At 30.9% G+C, this 16494-nt stretch carries 15 protein-coding genes and 1 pseudogene; 11 read left to right on the top strand and 5 right to left on the bottom strand.

Annotation, left to right across the window (positions count from 1 at the left end):
* Positions 1–75 precede the first annotated feature (75 nt).
* Positions 76–519: pseudogene (locus ABWP20_RS11785) on the top strand (HEPN domain-containing protein).
* Positions 483–803, top strand: coding sequence for a nucleotidyltransferase family protein (locus ABWP20_RS11780; RefSeq protein ID WP_353096007.1), 321 nt, complete (start codon positions 483–485; stop codon positions 801–803). The pseudogene ABWP20_RS11785 and the gene ABWP20_RS11780 overlap by 37 nt, the downstream one beginning before the upstream one ends.
* A gap of 177 nt (positions 804–980) precedes the next feature.
* Here ABWP20_RS11780 and ABWP20_RS11775 read toward each other — a convergent pair whose 3' ends face one another.
* The 5 genes from ABWP20_RS11775 to ABWP20_RS11755 all read right to left on the bottom strand — a co-directional run bounded on the left by ABWP20_RS11775 (position 981) and on the right by ABWP20_RS11755 (position 6058).
* Complete coding sequence (locus tag ABWP20_RS11775) at positions 981–1862, bottom strand: polysaccharide deacetylase family protein (RefSeq protein ID WP_353096006.1); 882 nt, start codon at positions 1860–1862, stop codon at positions 981–983.
* Positions 1863–2163: 301 nt separating this feature from the next.
* Positions 2164–2433, bottom strand: a complete 270-nt coding sequence (locus tag ABWP20_RS11770) for a chorismate mutase (RefSeq protein WP_353096005.1) — start codon at positions 2431–2433, stop codon at positions 2164–2166.
* Positions 2434–2547: 114 nt separating this feature from the next.
* Positions 2548–3213: a DUF6198 family protein gene (locus ABWP20_RS11765; RefSeq protein ID WP_353096004.1), complete on the bottom strand. Its 666-nt coding sequence runs from the start codon at positions 3211–3213 to the stop codon at positions 2548–2550.
* Between the two features lie 90 nt (positions 3214–3303).
* Positions 3304–4785 (bottom strand): SLC13 family permease, encoded by a 1482-nt coding sequence (locus tag ABWP20_RS11760; RefSeq protein WP_353096003.1) that lies wholly within the window; start codon positions 4783–4785, stop codon positions 3304–3306.
* A 13-nt stretch (positions 4786–4798) separates the two neighbouring features.
* Positions 4799–6058 (bottom strand): FAD-dependent oxidoreductase, encoded by a 1260-nt coding sequence (locus tag ABWP20_RS11755; protein ID WP_353096002.1) that lies wholly within the window; start codon positions 6056–6058, stop codon positions 4799–4801.
* A gap of 163 nt (positions 6059–6221) precedes the next feature.
* Between ABWP20_RS11755 and ABWP20_RS11750 the strand changes: the two genes are divergently transcribed.
* The 9 genes from ABWP20_RS11750 (at position 6222) to ABWP20_RS11710 (ending at position 16484) form a co-directional block, all read left to right on the top strand.
* Positions 6222–7118: a LysR family transcriptional regulator gene (locus ABWP20_RS11750; RefSeq protein WP_353096001.1), complete on the top strand. Its 897-nt coding sequence runs from the start codon at positions 6222–6224 to the stop codon at positions 7116–7118.
* 269 nt (positions 7119–7387) lie between these two features.
* On the top strand, positions 7388–8818 hold the full coding sequence (locus ABWP20_RS11745) for a Na+/H+ antiporter NhaC family protein (RefSeq protein WP_353096000.1): 1431 nt from the start codon (positions 7388–7390) through the stop codon (positions 8816–8818).
* A 135-nt stretch (positions 8819–8953) separates the two neighbouring features.
* Positions 8954–9736, top strand: coding sequence for a glycosyltransferase family 2 protein (locus ABWP20_RS11740; RefSeq protein WP_353095999.1), 783 nt, complete (start codon positions 8954–8956; stop codon positions 9734–9736).
* Entirely contained in the window at positions 9736–10098 is a 363-nt protein-coding gene (locus tag ABWP20_RS11735) for an EamA family transporter (RefSeq protein WP_353095998.1), read from the top strand. The genes ABWP20_RS11740 and ABWP20_RS11735 overlap by 1 nt, the downstream gene beginning before the upstream one ends.
* A 17-nt stretch (positions 10099–10115) precedes the next feature.
* Positions 10116–11555, top strand: coding sequence for an ArnT family glycosyltransferase (locus ABWP20_RS11730; RefSeq protein ID WP_353095997.1), 1440 nt, complete (start codon positions 10116–10118; stop codon positions 11553–11555).
* 179 nt (positions 11556–11734) lie between these two features.
* Positions 11735–12715, top strand: a complete 981-nt coding sequence (locus tag ABWP20_RS11725) for a LacI family DNA-binding transcriptional regulator (RefSeq protein ID WP_353095996.1) — start codon at positions 11735–11737, stop codon at positions 12713–12715.
* A gap of 94 nt (positions 12716–12809) precedes the next feature.
* Positions 12810–13850, top strand: coding sequence for a substrate-binding domain-containing protein (locus tag ABWP20_RS11720; protein WP_353095995.1), 1041 nt, complete (start codon positions 12810–12812; stop codon positions 13848–13850).
* Positions 13851–13924: 74 nt separating this feature from the next.
* Complete coding sequence (locus tag ABWP20_RS11715) at positions 13925–15454, top strand: sugar ABC transporter ATP-binding protein (RefSeq protein WP_353095994.1); 1530 nt, start codon at positions 13925–13927, stop codon at positions 15452–15454.
* Entirely contained in the window at positions 15441–16484 is a 1044-nt protein-coding gene (locus tag ABWP20_RS11710; protein WP_353095993.1) for an ABC transporter permease, read from the top strand. Before ABWP20_RS11715 ends, ABWP20_RS11710 begins: the two co-directional genes overlap by 14 nt.
* Positions 16485–16494: the final 10 nt, after the last annotated feature.

The following is a 16494-nucleotide window of genomic DNA, read 5'->3' as shown; positions in this document are numbered from 1 at the left end:
CACGTACGGTTCTGTAGAGGAGTATGGGCGGTGACGCCTATGTTTACTCAAGGATATGTAAGGAAGTGATATATAATGGATAGCAAGGGAAAATATGAATACTGGTTAGATATTGCCGAGTACGATTTGGAAACTGCAAAAGCTAATTATAAATCAGGAAGATATCTATATGTAGTATTTATGTGCCAATAATCAATAGAAAAAATGGTAAAAGGTCTTCATATATTATATACTGATGAAGAAGCTGATAGAACCCATAATATAGCAAGAATTTTCAATAAGATATTTGATGTGACAGACAATAGGGAAATGATAGAGGATGCTGACTTTGATAAAATCAAGGAAGAACATATGGAATTCTTTGCTGAACTACTATATTATTATATATCTGAAAGGTACCCTACATACAAGCAAAAATTATCTTCATCTATTCCTAAAGAGAAAGCGAAAGATGTTTTAGATAAATCTAAGGAGGTGTTTGCATGGCTACAATCCCTGAGTCAATACAAAATACAATAGAACATTATGTGCAGAAGATAGGAAGACAGATACCTATAGAAAAAGCAATACTATTTGGTTCATATGCAAAAGAGAATTATGACGAAGGTAGTGATATCGATATAGCCATATTTTCTAGGTATTTTACAAACTTGGAAGGTCTAGCAGCTTTTAAATTTCTATTCATGCAGACATTAGATTATAATATAGATTTACAACCTCTTGCATTTACAGTAGATGATTATGAAAAACCAGTTGGAATAGTAGAAGAAATAATAAAAACAGGTATTGAAATTCCATTATAAAGCATAAGGCAAAGTCGCAAAGATACCGGTAAGGGATATTATGTATTACTTAAATCTGAAGTTCCTCAAGATAAAAGTGTCTAATCAATTTTGATTAGACACTTAAATTTATGCTTTGTAAAACTCCTTTTATTTAACACAGTTGATTAGAAAAGCAAAAAGAACAGTCCTCACTGCTTATATAAATGGATAATATTGTAAAACCCTTAAAATAAAAAATATTAACTGTCCTTTATATTTTACAGCATTTATTGCATTCATTATATTATTATAAACATCTTCAGGTGATTGATCTCCTCTAACATTTATACGTTCTAATGCTAAAGGATTACTATTTTTTGTTACAACTCCATAGTCAACACCTAATTGAATATCAAAACCCAATGAAAGAGCAGCAGATTGTGAAAATTCATTATAGTTTCCATAAGGAAAGCAAAAAATAAAAGGCTCCAGTTCTAGATTCTGGACCATTAATTTTCTAGATAATTGAAAATCATCATAGACTTTCTTATAATATTCATCTGTATCATCAGTTTCTTTAAGCCTTATATCTTCATTATGCAGATTATATGTATGACTTCCTATTTCAATTAACCCGCTATCTAGCATTTCTTTAGCTTGTCCCCACGAAAGGTGTTGATAATTTCCTGGTTTTTTTCCTCTAGAGCTTACGATTATATTAATATTTGCTTGGATATTATTTTTCTCTAATATAGGATAAGCAGTGGTATAGTTACTTTCATAACCATCATCAATAGTAATTACTAGAGGATTAACTGGTAGTTTTTCATCATGAAACAAATAATCTCTTAATTGTGATATTGAAATAGTATTGAATCCCTTTTGTTTTAAATAATTGAGCTGATTTTCAAAGAGTTCGGCAGATATAATCTCACCAACTCCTGTTTCGACTACAGTTTCTTCCACAAAGTGATGATACATCAGTATTGGGATTACTACCTCTTGCTCCTTATCTTTAACTATTGACTCAGAAGCTAAAGCTGATAGTGGATTCATAAGTAGAAGACAAATAACAACTGGTAGAATTTTGAATTTCATTTTGACATACTCCTTTGAAATAATATTTTTTAAAAAACTATGTAATACCTAGATTCCAAGTCAAATTTAAATTACCTCCATTTGCAGTTAACTTAGGTGGAATCTGGAAAAAAACCTTCTATATTATACCATTTTCATCGCAGAAGGCAAATTGAATGTTATGACAAGGATTCCCTAATTTTCTAGGATTGCAGCCTTAGAAATAGACATTAGCGAGTAATAAAAATTGCAGGGGCGGTTCTATCTGTTTCTCGACAGCCCCTTAGTTTGTAAAAAGAAAGAGGTCTAGCATTTGCTAGACCTAGAATATAATCTTCTTTTGCTCCTCCTTGCTAAGATTCATAAGATGAATAAAGAATGATTCTAAGGAATCTTCAAAATCATTATTTTTTAATCTAAGCTTATTTTTAGTTATGACTTCTTTTTCTCTATTCGTATTTAGAATTGGAATATTATTTTTCTTTTTGTAATCTGCTACTTTAAGTACAGTTTCCATTCTTTCTTCAAAAAGGTTAACTAATTTTTCATCAATTTCATCTATTCTATCCCTTAACTGCTTTAAGTCTTCCATATTGATCCTACCTTTCTTAAATTATTTAAAGGTTATTCATTATATAACTGAATGACTTAAGTATAGCAGTTTTTTTAGCAGCTTACAATTCTAAAATTGTCTTTGTGATTTCCTTTATGAAAACTTTCTTAAAAAAGGAACCTTTATATGAAATATAAACTTTTGGTCTAGATAGTCACATATATAATTTGTAATGGTTCCTGTAAAAAGTGCTCCTATAATAGTTCCAATACCAACACCATCAATATATCCAAGCATAGAGAGTGAAAGAGCTAAAGTTATAAATACAAATATAAAATCGAAAATAGTTTTTACTTTTTTAATAGGCATCTTAAGGTGTTCAGTCATATCACGAATGAAGGAATCAAAAGGTAATGCAGGTAACTTACATTTAATAAATAAACTGGCACCAATACTTAGCAGCAGTAATCCAACTAGAAAATATAGTGTACGCCAGAAAAAAGAGTCTGACCAAGATAGCATTATAATCTTGTTAACATCTAATAATGCACCAAATATTATTGCCACTAGGAATGATAGTAAGTAGCCTATTTTAAAATGTTTTGTCAATGATACTAATATAAATATGGTTGCACTTTGAATAATAAAGTTCCATGTTCCAAAGGATAGCCAAGTAAAAATATTACTTAGTACTAGAGGTACAGAGGAAAGAGTAGTAATACCAAAATTGCTTTTTGAAATCAGACTAACAGCAAAACTATTAATTATTATAGCTAGAATTAATGCCAGCTCACAGGAAAAAGATTTTTTTTCATTCAAGTTAAAATACTCCTTTCAATTTAAATATGGTTACAGTGTGAAATATTTTCGATCATTATTAAACAAAAGTGGATTCTCATCCACTTTCATTTAATATCCCATTAAGGCTACAGCTATTGGATATCCCACAAGAACAGTCACTATAACCGATATAATCATAATTGCAGAACCGTATTTCATCATTTGTCCCGTAGTTGTCCAACCAGATGCACTGGCTAAAGCAACATTAGGATGTGCAGGTGGAGCAGCAAAGGCATATGCTCCCATCATACCAATAATTGATGCTATAGCAGGAGCACTAACTGTCCCATTTGATGCAAGGCAAATTGGAATTGCAACGGCACAAACTACTGTGATTGTAACCATATTTGAAGATAAATTGGTCTGTACAGCTGCCCATAATGTAAAAACGAGAACGAGTATCATTGGACTTAGATTTCCAATCAATGGCGATATGTTTGAAGTTAACCAATCAGTTAGACCTATTTCTGGATTTGTCATAGCAGATCCTAGTGCTAGTGTAGCGGCAGTCATGATTAAACTTGCCCATGAAACACCTTTACTCATTGCATCCTTAAAGCTTAACAATGATTTTCCATCAATAGTTATGATGCTTAAAGCAACTGCACCAAGTAATGGTGGAAATGCTGTACCAAATGAATCAATATAGTTTGCAATAGTTGGTAAGATCGGTTTTATAAATCCTGGTAACACCCATAATGCTATAACCCCGAAGAAAATTGATAATATAATTATTTCTCGTTTTTCCATGGGATTAGTATCTTTTTTTAGGGAGCCCATATCAATAGTTGATAATTTTGACATATCAGGTTTCAAGAATAATTTAAAAACAAGAATCATAATAACGAAGCATATAATGCCTACTGGGATAGCAAAACCCATATATGCAGCATAGCTAATAGTTAAACCTGTTGCAGCTTCATAAAAACCCATTGCCATTATTGAGAAGACGTGTGCAATTGGAGTCATGCCGGAAGACAGACCACAGCTTATTGTTTGACCCATTACTAAGGTGTTTGCAAGTTTATCGTGTTTTTCCAGTCTAAGTACATTACATATTTCATCTAGAATTGGCAGGTAAATAACATATAATACAGATGGAGACATTACCAATCCTATAATTAATACAGATGCACAATATGAAATTAAAAACCACCAAGGTCCTTTTTTGGCTACTTTACTAGTGATAAATGCAACTGCACATCTTCTGACGAAGGATGTTTGTGATAGTGCATAGGTACACATAAATGTGAACAATAGAAATGAGAATGTTGACCCTCCTATGGAGCCTGATAACATACTATTAAATTTAATTTCAGGAATGAAGGCTAAGGCTGCAAGACATAATAGACTTGGCCAATCAATAGAAATAGTTAACCATAAAAGTATAATACCTAAAAATACTCCTAATACTTGCATTGCTGACGTAGAAAGTCCAGTAGGACCTGGTATAAATCTAAAGATAACAATTAACAATAATGAAATAAATATTATTATATTTTTTTTTAGAATCTCTGAGTTATTTTTATTAGAAGTTAAATCTTTTGACATTTCATACTCCCCTTTATATTAATGCTCCTTGTTTTTTAAGTTCATTTTGAATTTTAACTATATCATATTCTTCTTGATCTAGGGTTAAAGCAGCACTTACTCCTGCACCTTGTCCAGTTACAAAGCTTGTTCCCATTACTCTTACGGAACTATGAGAAATTGAATCACAGGAAATATTTCTACCACAGCACCAAAGATTTATTATATCTTTTGCTTTTAATGTTGATATAGGGATATCATAATAATCATTATCAGCAATATGAATATATATTAACTCTTTTATATCTTTGTGTATTTCTGGACTCCAACCCCCTCTTCCAATACTATTCTCTCTTTTTCTTCCTGATAATATATCTTTATAGTGTAAAGCTTCTTCACCGATAACTCTTCTGCTTTCTCTGATTCCAATTTTAGGACCTGTTGAAACTAATCTTATATCTTTCAAATAGGGTACATATTTTTTTAATACTTCTACATAACTTTGAGCTTGTTTTCTTAAATTAATTTCAGCATTTGTCAGAGTTTCAGCAGTCAAATCATCAATATGTAGACTAGGAATTGTAAGGAATCCATAGTCCTCAAAAGGAATTTTGATGATTAATCCCTTTTCTTTATGTAAATAAGGAATTCCATCTTTCTTTCCTTGAATAATTGCAGCCTCTAAATCTTTTGGATTAATGTCTTCATCCTTTGGCAAATTATCGATTCTAACTGATAAGCTTGCCATTTGTGTCTTACCATCTTCATCTCCCCATAAGGTTTCTAAACCTGTAAGATTTGCTACGTTTCCATCACCTGTTGCATCTATGAAGGCCTTTGCTTTAATATTTATATATCCTTCATCATCCATGCAAGTAATTCCTTCGATTTTGTTATTTGATTTCTTTACTTCTATCATTGTAGCATTAAGTAATAAATCAATACTAGATTCTTCAATTAAACCATCTAATGCAATTTTTAATTTTTCAGGATTGAATCGGATAGATGCATTTCCTGTTGCTTTAGAAATAAAATAGTTCGTATCTTCGTTCATATCACGAAGCTTTTGTAATACTCTTTCTCCAACTCCAAAAACAACTTGGTCTGGTTTTTCACCACGTGTAAAAAATCCACAATAACTTATTACATTTGAATGAGTTGCCTCACCACCTAAATAAGGGTTTCTTTCAACTAATAACGTTTTGGCATTACATTCTGATGCCCCTATAGCGGCTGCTACTCCTGCTGAGCCCCCTCCTATTACTACTACATCATATTCATAATTCCTTATCATATCCTCACCTCTGATGTCTTTATTGTTGTTTTATTTTTATCTTTACTACGTAATTTTTTATTGCTTTTTCACCTCCAACCTTAGGATAGTTGAAATATTTTAATTTGTCTAATTGTTATGTTTATAGTATAATATTGACAAAATCAATACATGAGGTGAACTTATGACTATTAGTCAAATATTATATGCTATTAAGCTAAGTGAGTATTGTAATTTTACCATAGCCGCTAAAGAGTTATTTATAACTCAATCTACCTTATCATTACAAATAAAAAAACTAGAGGATGAGTTAGGTGTTGTATTATTTATAAGGGAAAAAACTGGAGTTAGACTTACAGAAGCAGGGAGAGATTTTGTATATCATGGCAGGAAGGTTTTAACAGCCTTCGATAATTTAAAAATTAATATGGAGAATTATACTGAGTTATTGAAGGGCGAGTTAAGAATAGGGCTTCTATGGACCTTTGGAAGTACAGATATTGGTAGTTTCATATCTGAATTCATGGATAAATATCGTACCATAAAAGTTTCGTTCTGTTTCGATGGAAGTTCAAATTTAATTAGAAAATTAAATCATCGTGAAATTGATATTGCAGTTATAATACTGGATGAACATGAATCTCCAAAGGATAATAATCTAGATATTGATTTAATAGACGAGAGTAATATTATATTAGCTGTAAATAAGGCTCATCGTTTTGCACATAAAGATAGTGTAAGTTTTGAAGATTTGCAAGGAGAAAATGTAATGATGGTTTCCAAATATTCTAATCTATATCCTGAGATTTTTGATAATTTAAATTTGAATGATTCTAATATAAATATTATTGGTGATACAAGCATAGCAGATATTAGCTATCAAATTGCAGAGTATGGCTTTGGTGTTTCTTTTATGTCTTTAACCTCATTTAATAAGATTAATGCAGACTCCAATAAAGTGGTGCCAGTTCCAATATTCCCTGTAATTAAGCGTAATATTTATTTAATTTCTTTGAAGGAGAGTAGAAATAATAAAATAGTTAGGGCTTTTAAAGATCTTATATTTTCTAAGCTTTTGTGATGTTATAGACGCCTATGATACTGAGATAAGAGGACAGGAGTTGGTCCTTATTTTTATGTCTAGATTCACCCATAGTAAATGTCTAAATTTCATTCTATATATATTATCTATATTATATAATTAGTATAGGAGTATAATATTATGGATAGGTTAGGTTTTGATTATGACTGACATATCTTAAGGAGTCAGACGGGTATGTAAGTTCCAAAAATATTATATATAATGTAATATTCATACTTTATTAAACAATATTAAAAGGGAGGGGTATGATGAATAATAAAACAAAAAAATTAGAATTTTATGGTGGGGAATGGATGTCATTTCTGCCCTTTGTTGTATTCTTAGTCATGATTATAATTACAACATTCCATTATAAATCCATATCAGATGGTGCGTTGTGGGTGCCTGCATTTACTGCTTTAGTTGTTGCTTTTTTCTTTGCAAAGGATAAAGCTAAATATTCTAATGCCTTAATCAGTGGTATGGCTAGTAAAGATGCCATAGTTCCAATAGTATGTTGGATTTTTGCAGGAGTATTTTCTAGAATCTTGCGTACTTCAGGACTAGCTATGGGGATTGCTGGTTTAGCTGCTTCTATGGGGATTCAAGGGACTTTTTTCATAGTTATATCCTTTATAGCATCTGCAGTATTTGCTACGGCTTCAGGTACAGGTTTTGGCACTATTGCCGCTGGAATGGGAGTTTTATATCCAGCTGGTATTGCCTTAGGTGCGCATCCAGCCTTATTAGCTGGATCAATAATTTCTGGCGGAGCCTTTGGAGATAATCTAGCACCAGTTTCGGATACTACTATTTGTTCAGCTACTTCCCAAGGTGTTGATGTTCCAGGAGTAGTTAAATCTCGTTTGAAATATGCCATTTCTGCTGGTATTATAGTAATTATTGGAATTATCATAATAGGAAGTAGATATGAAGGTAATATTTCAGCTATTGAAACTATTTCATATAATCCAAAGACATTGTTTATGCTAATTCCAGTTGCATTGACAATTTGGATTGCTGTTAAGACTGGGGATATTATTATTGCTACTACAATAGGTTCTGTATTGGCAGGTGGCACTGCAGTATTATTTGGTCTAATGGATTTTATCCAGGTGGACCCTGCTGGAGATGTAGTTAAAGAAGCTTTAATTAGGATTTCAGGAGAAGGACTTGATAGAACAGTAGAGGGTGTGATTTATACTGGCATTAATAGTATGATGCAAGTTGTAGTTTTAGCTCTCTTATTGTTTGGATCAATTGAAGTTATGAGAGCAGGACATGGGGATATTAAACTGTTAAATGCTTTGGGAAAAGTTGCAAAGAGTCCTAGAAGTGCAGAGTTTGTCATAAGTTTTATGATTATAATACTTTCAGCTTTGATGGGACTCAATGCTCCAGCCATATTGGCAGTTGGTGCTTCCTTTGCAAAGCCCTTAGGTGAAAAACATGGAATTAGTCCCTATCGTATTGCAAATCTATTAGATGCACAATCTAATACTTTAGTTTATTCATTGCCATGGACTCCAGCTATAATTTATACCATAGGTTTTGCCAAAGATAGTGCTGTTCCATTAACAGCTGTTCAAGTGACGCCCTATGTATTATATTCCTATGCTATGTTAGCAGTAATGTTTGTTACAATAATAGTTGGGATTGGTAGATATGATAATATGAAATGCGATAAAAAGTTAAGTTAAAACAGGAGATTTTGATATGATACTTCCAAAATAGACAGTCTAATTAATTAAATATTAGATTATCTACTTGGAGGTATTTTTTATATATTGAAAATGTTATATGTTCTGATATAATTAGGGAGAATGTAACTAATTATGGATAAAAGGGTTGATAATATGGCAAAAATAGTAGTAGGACTTCCTGCTTATAATGAAAGTCAAGGTATAGGGAAGTTATTAAGTAGAATCAATACCGTAAAGGAAAATTTTGATGGAGAATTAGAAGTAATGGTTGTTAATGATGGCAGTAGTGATGATACGGAAGAATATTTAAAGGAATATTCTAGCAAATTCTCCTATATTAAGTATATCAATCATTCTTGTAATCAAGGATTAGCTCAAGGTATGAGAACTATTATTGACTATGGGACAATTAATTTAGAACCTGATGATATTTTAGTAGTATTAGATGCAGATAATACTCATAATCCCAATATTATACCTTCTATGGCTCAAAAAATTATATTAGAGGATTTAGATATAGTCATAGCATCAAGATTTGAAAAAGGTGGACAGGAAATAGGTTTATCATTTTATAGAAAGTTTTTAAGTAGGGGTGCAGGGTTATTTGCTAAAACTATTTTTAATGTCAAAAATGTAAGGGACTATTCCTGTGGATTTAGGGCCTATAGAGTTGAATTTTTAAAGAAAATGAAGGATTATTATAAGGAGGATTTAATTGAAGCCGAAGGCTTTGAGTGTATGATTGAGCTCATAGTCAAGGCAGGACTTTTGGGGGCTAGAATAGGCGAATATCCATTAGTTCTTGAATATAATCTAAAGGAAACTCCTAGTAAAATGAAAGCTGTAAAGACTATAATGGGATATTTCAAATTAGGATTTAAATATAATAAATTAAAAAGGAAGGTGAGGAAATAGTGAGTCAAATAGTATTAATCTTGACTTCTGTTTTTATGGGAGCAATAGGTCAAGTACTTTTAAAAGCAGGGGCTGACAAATTAGGAGAATTTAATTTGTCTTTTAACACTTTTTTTCAAAGTATATGGGCTATAATCAAAGTTCCTTATATATTGATCGGTATGATATTTTTTGGACTTAGTTTTCTTTTATGGATAAAGGTACTTACAAAATCTGAGCTTAGCTATGCTTATCCTATGGTTAGTTTAAGTTATGTAATAGTGGGTATTGCATCTGCAATATTTTTTAAAGAAGCCATTACAGTTAATAAAGTATGTGGAATAGCTGCCATTGTATTAGGTGTAGTTATTCTAAACAAATAATCAAAGGGGAAGTTTTAATGGGTAAAATGAGTAGAAAAGAGTTATTTATTACCATTTTATTATTTATTATTATGTTTTCTATGAGATTGCCATATATAAATAATTCCTCACCAGAATATGTTGATATGTGGAGGCAGGCAGATACAGAATCTATTGCTAGAAATTTTGTTGAACATCGTTTTAATATATTTTATCCCCAATTTAATTATGATGGACCATTACCCAATTATATACAGCTTGAATTTCAAATAACTACTTTTTTAATAGCTATTCTATATAAGTTATTTGGATATCATAATTTTTTTGCAAGATTAGTTCCTACAATGTTTTTCATACTATCTGTATATTATTTATTCTTACTTATGAGAGAAATATATTCTACTAAAATGGCATTGATAACTGTATTTATATATTCAGTTCTTCCAGTAAGTATGTTTTATTCAAGAGCCATTATGCCAGAATCTGCACTATTATGTTTTTTCAATGCTGCTTTTTATTATTTCTATAGATGGTATAGAGATGAAAAAAAATCATTATTGTTCTTGTCAGGACTCTTTACGGCTTTAGCAATTTCGCAAAAAACACCAGCTATTTTTATAGGCTTGGCAATGATTTTTATGTGTATAGATAAATATGGTATATACTTTTTAAAAAAATGGGAATTATGGGTATTTGGACTTATTGCTTTGATACCTCCGTATATTTATATTAAATGGAGTGGAATGATGGCAGAATTTACATTTATATCTGGTATTGGTACGAAACATATAATACCAAAGTTTGCAACTTCATTTTTCACTAAAGAAGCTTTTAACTTCTATAAGATGGGCTTACCTAAGGAGTTCACTTCATTAATACTTATATTGGCAGTCATAGGATTATTTACTATGAGAGACAAAAAAGAGAGGCCGCTTATTTATTTATTGATATCCATTTTATTAGAAGTTGTATTTATAGTATCCGTTATTAAGTTTAGATATTATCTAATTTTATTATCTCCTTTAGTAGCTATTTTATCAGGAAAGACCTTGTATAAATTTTTGGCAAAGAGAAGATTGGGTTTAGTATTTATATATTTCATATTGATATTTATATCTTACAGTTCTATTAATTTGGTAAAGGATGATTTTAAGGTTTCTGATGAAATTATGGAATTTAGTCAAGTAATCAATGAAAATACAAAAGATGGGGATTTAATAGTAGTAGGAACCCTTGATTCCACAAGAATTAGTGTTAGTAATAGACAAGGCTGGAGAGCTAATATAAAATTATATGATTATATACCAAAGGATATAGAAGGAGAGGTAAATTATTTTATAGAAAATGGGGCTAAGTATTTTGTAGTTGAAGATGATTTTATATATAATGACGATGGAAGTTATATCAAATATTTAGAAGATAATTTTAGGAAACTAGAGTTTAATAATAAATATAAGTTTTATGTTTTGAGTGATTAAGAGTCAGGATAGACTTCAATGTTTATCCTGTTTTTTCATGTAGTGGGACAAAAGTTCTTCAAATATATTTACTAATGTCCCGGTATTGACAGGGGTTATTTTGTAATATATAATTATAATAAATTATATGGAACATGTTTCATATAAATGTATAAAAAAGGATATGAGGTTAAAATATTATGCCAAATATTAGAGAAATTGCTAAGAGAGCAGGGGTGGGAATAGCTACTGTATCCAGATATATAAATAATACAGGATATGTAAGTGAAGAGGTAAAATTGAAGATTCAAAAAGAGATTGATGATTCGGGATATACACCTAATGCTTTAGCTAGGGCAATTTTTACTAAAAATTCTAAGACGTTAGGATTGATGATTCCCAATATTACAAATCCATTTTTTAATCAAATGGCTACTGTAATAGAAGAACATGCTAACAGATATGGATATACCTTATTTCTATGTAATACTGAAGATAATAAAGAAAAAGAGATGGAATACTTAGATATACTAAAAAGTCATCGTGTTGCAGGTATCATTGCTTCAAGGACAATGTGCAAAGATGAATATTTAAATATTCAGATTCCTGTTGTTTCCTTTGAAAATCGTATATCACCAGAAATACCCACTATATCTTCTAATAACTATAGCGGAGGAAAGATGGCATTTAGGCATTTATATGATAGGGGATGCAGAAAGATTTTGCATATAAAGGGGCCTAAGGTATTTGATGCTACTGAAATGAGATGCAAAGGATTTGTAGATGCTGCAAAAAAAGAGAAAGTAGAAGTTGATGTTATAGGATTTGAAAGTGATTTTCATGTTAAAATGCTTGATAAGGACTTAAATAATATCAAAGATATAGAAAAGTATGATGGAATATTTGTTTTTAACGATATTGCAGCTGCTATAGTAATGAAATATTTAAAAGAAAGAGATATTAGAATTCCAGAGGATATACAGATAATTGGCTTTGACAATAGTTTTATATGTGAACTATTACAACCTTCTTTAACTACAATTCAACAACCTATTGAGGAATTAGGATTTTTAGTTGTGGAATTTCTAATTAATTTAATTAACGATGAAGATGTAATTATTAAAAACCATTTATTAGAAACAAAGTTAATCCAAAGAGAATCAACACTTTTGTCATCATAAGTAATAGCTTAGTGATTGACATATCATTTGATGTGGTAAATCGTTCAGTATTATACTGAAGTTTACAAATTAATATTATTAGGGGGAAAGTGTAATGAAAAGATGCTCAAAAAGAATACTAGTATTTATCTCACTATTAATGACTTTAACATTAGTAGCAGCATGTGGTCAAAAAGATGCTAATAAGCAATCTTCCACTAATGCTGAAGGAAAAGAGTTCCAAATAGTAATGGTAGCAAAACATGAAGGTATTCCATGGTTTGACGACATGAGAAAGGGAGTAGACGAGTTTAACAAAGAATATGAAGGAAAAGTAAAAGCTTGGCAAATAGCTCCCGAAGGTGGAGACCCTGCTAAACAAGTACAAATGGTTGAAGATCTAATAGCACAAGGCGTAGATGCTATAGCTGTTGTTCCTAATGATCCAGATTCTATGAGACCAGTTTTAGAAAGAGCTAAGGAAAAAGGAATAATCATTATCAGTCATGAAGCTGCAGGTCTAGCTGACGTAGTAGATTATGATATTGAAGCTTTCGATAATGAATCATTTGGAGTACTTATGTTTGATGAATTAGCAAAAGCTATGGATGGCAAAGGTAAATTTGCTGCTATGGTTGGTGGTTTAACTATGGAAACTCATATGGCTTGGTATAATGCTGGAATGGAACATATTAAAGCTAATTATCCAGATATGACTCCTATATCTGAACAACCATATGAAGATAAAAATGATGATAAGATTGCGAGAGATAAATCTCTTGAAATATTAAATGCACATCCTGATTTAAAAGGATTTGTAGGAACTTCAGTTTCTGCAGGAAGCAATATGGCTTCAGTGTTAAAAGAAAAGAACAATACTGATATTAAGGTTGTTAGTTTAGGTATTCCTTCTGTATCAGGTCCTTATCTAGAAGAAGGTTTTATGGCACATGCTCAAACTTGGAGACCAGCAGATGTTGGTTATGCAAGTATGAATCTTGCTTATAAGATGCTTAGTGGAAAAGAAATTAAAGATGGAATAAATTTGGACAGACATGGATATGAAAGCATTAAAGTAGTAGATAAAGTTGTATATGGTAATGCTCCTTTAGAATTGAAAAAAGGAACATTTGAAGCTGGAAGTTATCCATTCTAATTTAGACGGCGTAAAGACAAAGGAATTAAAGGCATTCCTTTGTCTTTATTATCAATAAGATAGGAGAGAAATTAATGGGAAACATATTGTTATCAGCAAATAATATTTCCAAGAGTTTTGATGGAGTTCATGCTCTTAAGAATATTGATATAGAAATTGAAAAAGGTAATATTAAATGCCTTGCCGGTGAAAATGGCTGTGGAAAATCAACCCTTGTAAAAATCCTATCTGGTGTTTATACACCTGATGAAGGAGAGATAAATATTGAAGGTAAAAGTTATAGCCGTTTAACGCCAATAACAGCCATAGAGGAAGGTGTTCAAGTTATTTATCAGGATTTATCTTTATTTCTGCATATGAATATTGCAGAAAATATTGCCATGAATAAAATGATTTATAGCAAGAATACATTTATGGACTGGAATGATATATATAGAATTGCCCAAGAGCAGTTGGATAAAATAGGCGTCTCCTTAGATTTAGATACTCCCATTAGAAATTTATCCATTGCTAATAGGCAATTAGTAGCTATTTGTAGAGCATTAAGCTTAGATGCAAAGGTTTTATTTATGGATGAACCTACTACGGCATTGACTAAAAAAGAGGTAGACAGATTGTTGTCTATTGTCTTGGGATTAAAACAAAAAGGTATCTCTGTTATTTTTATAAGTCATAAGTTGAATGAAATTTTTGAAATATCCGATAATATAACTGTAATCAGAGATGGTGAAAAGGTAGGGGATTTTACTGCCAAAGAGTTAGATCCAAAGAGTTTATCCTATTATATGACAGGAAAAGAAGTTGGATATACTAGATATAAAAAAATAGGATCAGAGAAGAATAAAATTTTAGAAGTAAAGAATCTTACTAAAAAGGGAATGTTTGAAGACATAAGTTTTGATATTGAGAAAGGCGATATTTTAGGTATTACAGGCTTATTAGGTTCTGGAAGAACAGAAATGGCTTTATCTTTATTTGGATTAAATCCTCCTGATAGTGGAGAGATTTTAATTGATAATAACGCTGTTGAGATAGATTCTCCAACTACAGCAATTGAGCATGGAATTGCTCTTTTACCTGAAGATAGATTGACACAAGGGTTATTTTTGGAAAGTAGTACTAAAACCAATATAACGGCTACAATATTAGACAAAATCAAAAATGGTTTTGGAATAATAGATACAAGTAAACAGAAAATAATCTCCACTGAAGTGGTAAATAATATGAATGTAAATAATAAAGATATAGAACTCCATGTAAAAAAATTATCTGGTGGAAACCAGCAGAAAGTAGCTATTGGAAAATGGATGGTGACTAATCCTAAGATTTTCATATTAGATACACCTACTGTAGGGGTTGACATAGGTTCAAAATCTGAAATATATAATAAAATTCAAGAACATGCCAATAAGGGAATGGGAATTATACTTATTTCAGATGAGATAGAGGAAGTATTGGCAAATTGTAATAAAGTAATAATAATGCATGAAGGTAAAATAATAGAATATTTAGATGAGAATGAACTTGATAATGAGAATATCCAAGATAAAATTTTTCAAATTATCAACAATCCGTTAGGGAGGGTAGAAAATGAAGCAAAGTAATAATAATGCAGGAACAACCATTTCTAACAGAAGGTTTAGAAAATTAAAACAAATGGAAAAATATTTAATAAGCATATTAGCAGTATATATAATAATTGTTAGTATGGTAAGTAAAAACTTCTTGTCTATGAATACGTTATTTGACTTACTTAGGACATCATCTGGCACATTAATATTGGCTGCTGGAGTTTTAGTAGTTCTTATATCAGGAGGAATTGATGTTTCTTTTACTGCTATTGCTGTAGTAAGTGGATATTCATCTATAAGATTGATGATTACTTTTGGCATAGACAATATTTACTTTGCTTTATTACTATCAGCTCTTATCGGATGTATTTTAGGTGCTATAAATGCTTTAATAATCCACTTTTTTAAATTATCTACATTTATTGTTACATTAGGAACATCTAGTGCTTTTTATGGGTTTATGACTACATTTATAGGGACAAGCAGTATTTCAGTTGCAGATAAGCCTCAATCTTTATTTAGATTTGGAAATGCACGATTATTTACAATTACCAATGGATCCTCGTCTTATGGAGTTCCATTATTTTTTGTCATAGCCTTAGTAATCCTTATTGTTACTTGGTTTATTCTATATAGGACTATGCTTGGACGAAGTATTTTTGCAATTGGTAATTCAGAAGAATCTGCTCTTAGGGCAGGAATAAATATATTTAAAACTAAGATTTTTGTATATACCTATATGGGCTTACTATCAGGTATTATGGGGATAGTCTATTTTTCTGAAATAGATTTAATTAATCCTGTGTCTTTAGTTGGAACCGAATTGATGGTTATAGCTGCAGTTGTTATTGGCGGAATACGATTAACAGGTGGTGAAGGCACTATCTTAGGTGCAGTTTTAGGGGTATCAATTATTCAAATTTTTAAATCTACTCTTGTCTTTTTAGGCTTGTCGACTTCGCTGAATGATTTATTTATTGGAATAATCCTTATAGCTAGTGTTTCCATAATATCATATCAAGAACGCAAGAATAATAAAGAACAATTGATATTTACTAAATGATTATATGAGA

The sequence above is a fragment of the Tissierella praeacuta genome (genome assembly GCF_040396155.1).
Lineage (GTDB): Bacteria > Bacillota > Clostridia > Tissierellales > Tissierellaceae > Tissierella > Tissierella praeacuta_A.
This window is presented reverse-complemented; position numbering and strand designations above follow the sequence as displayed.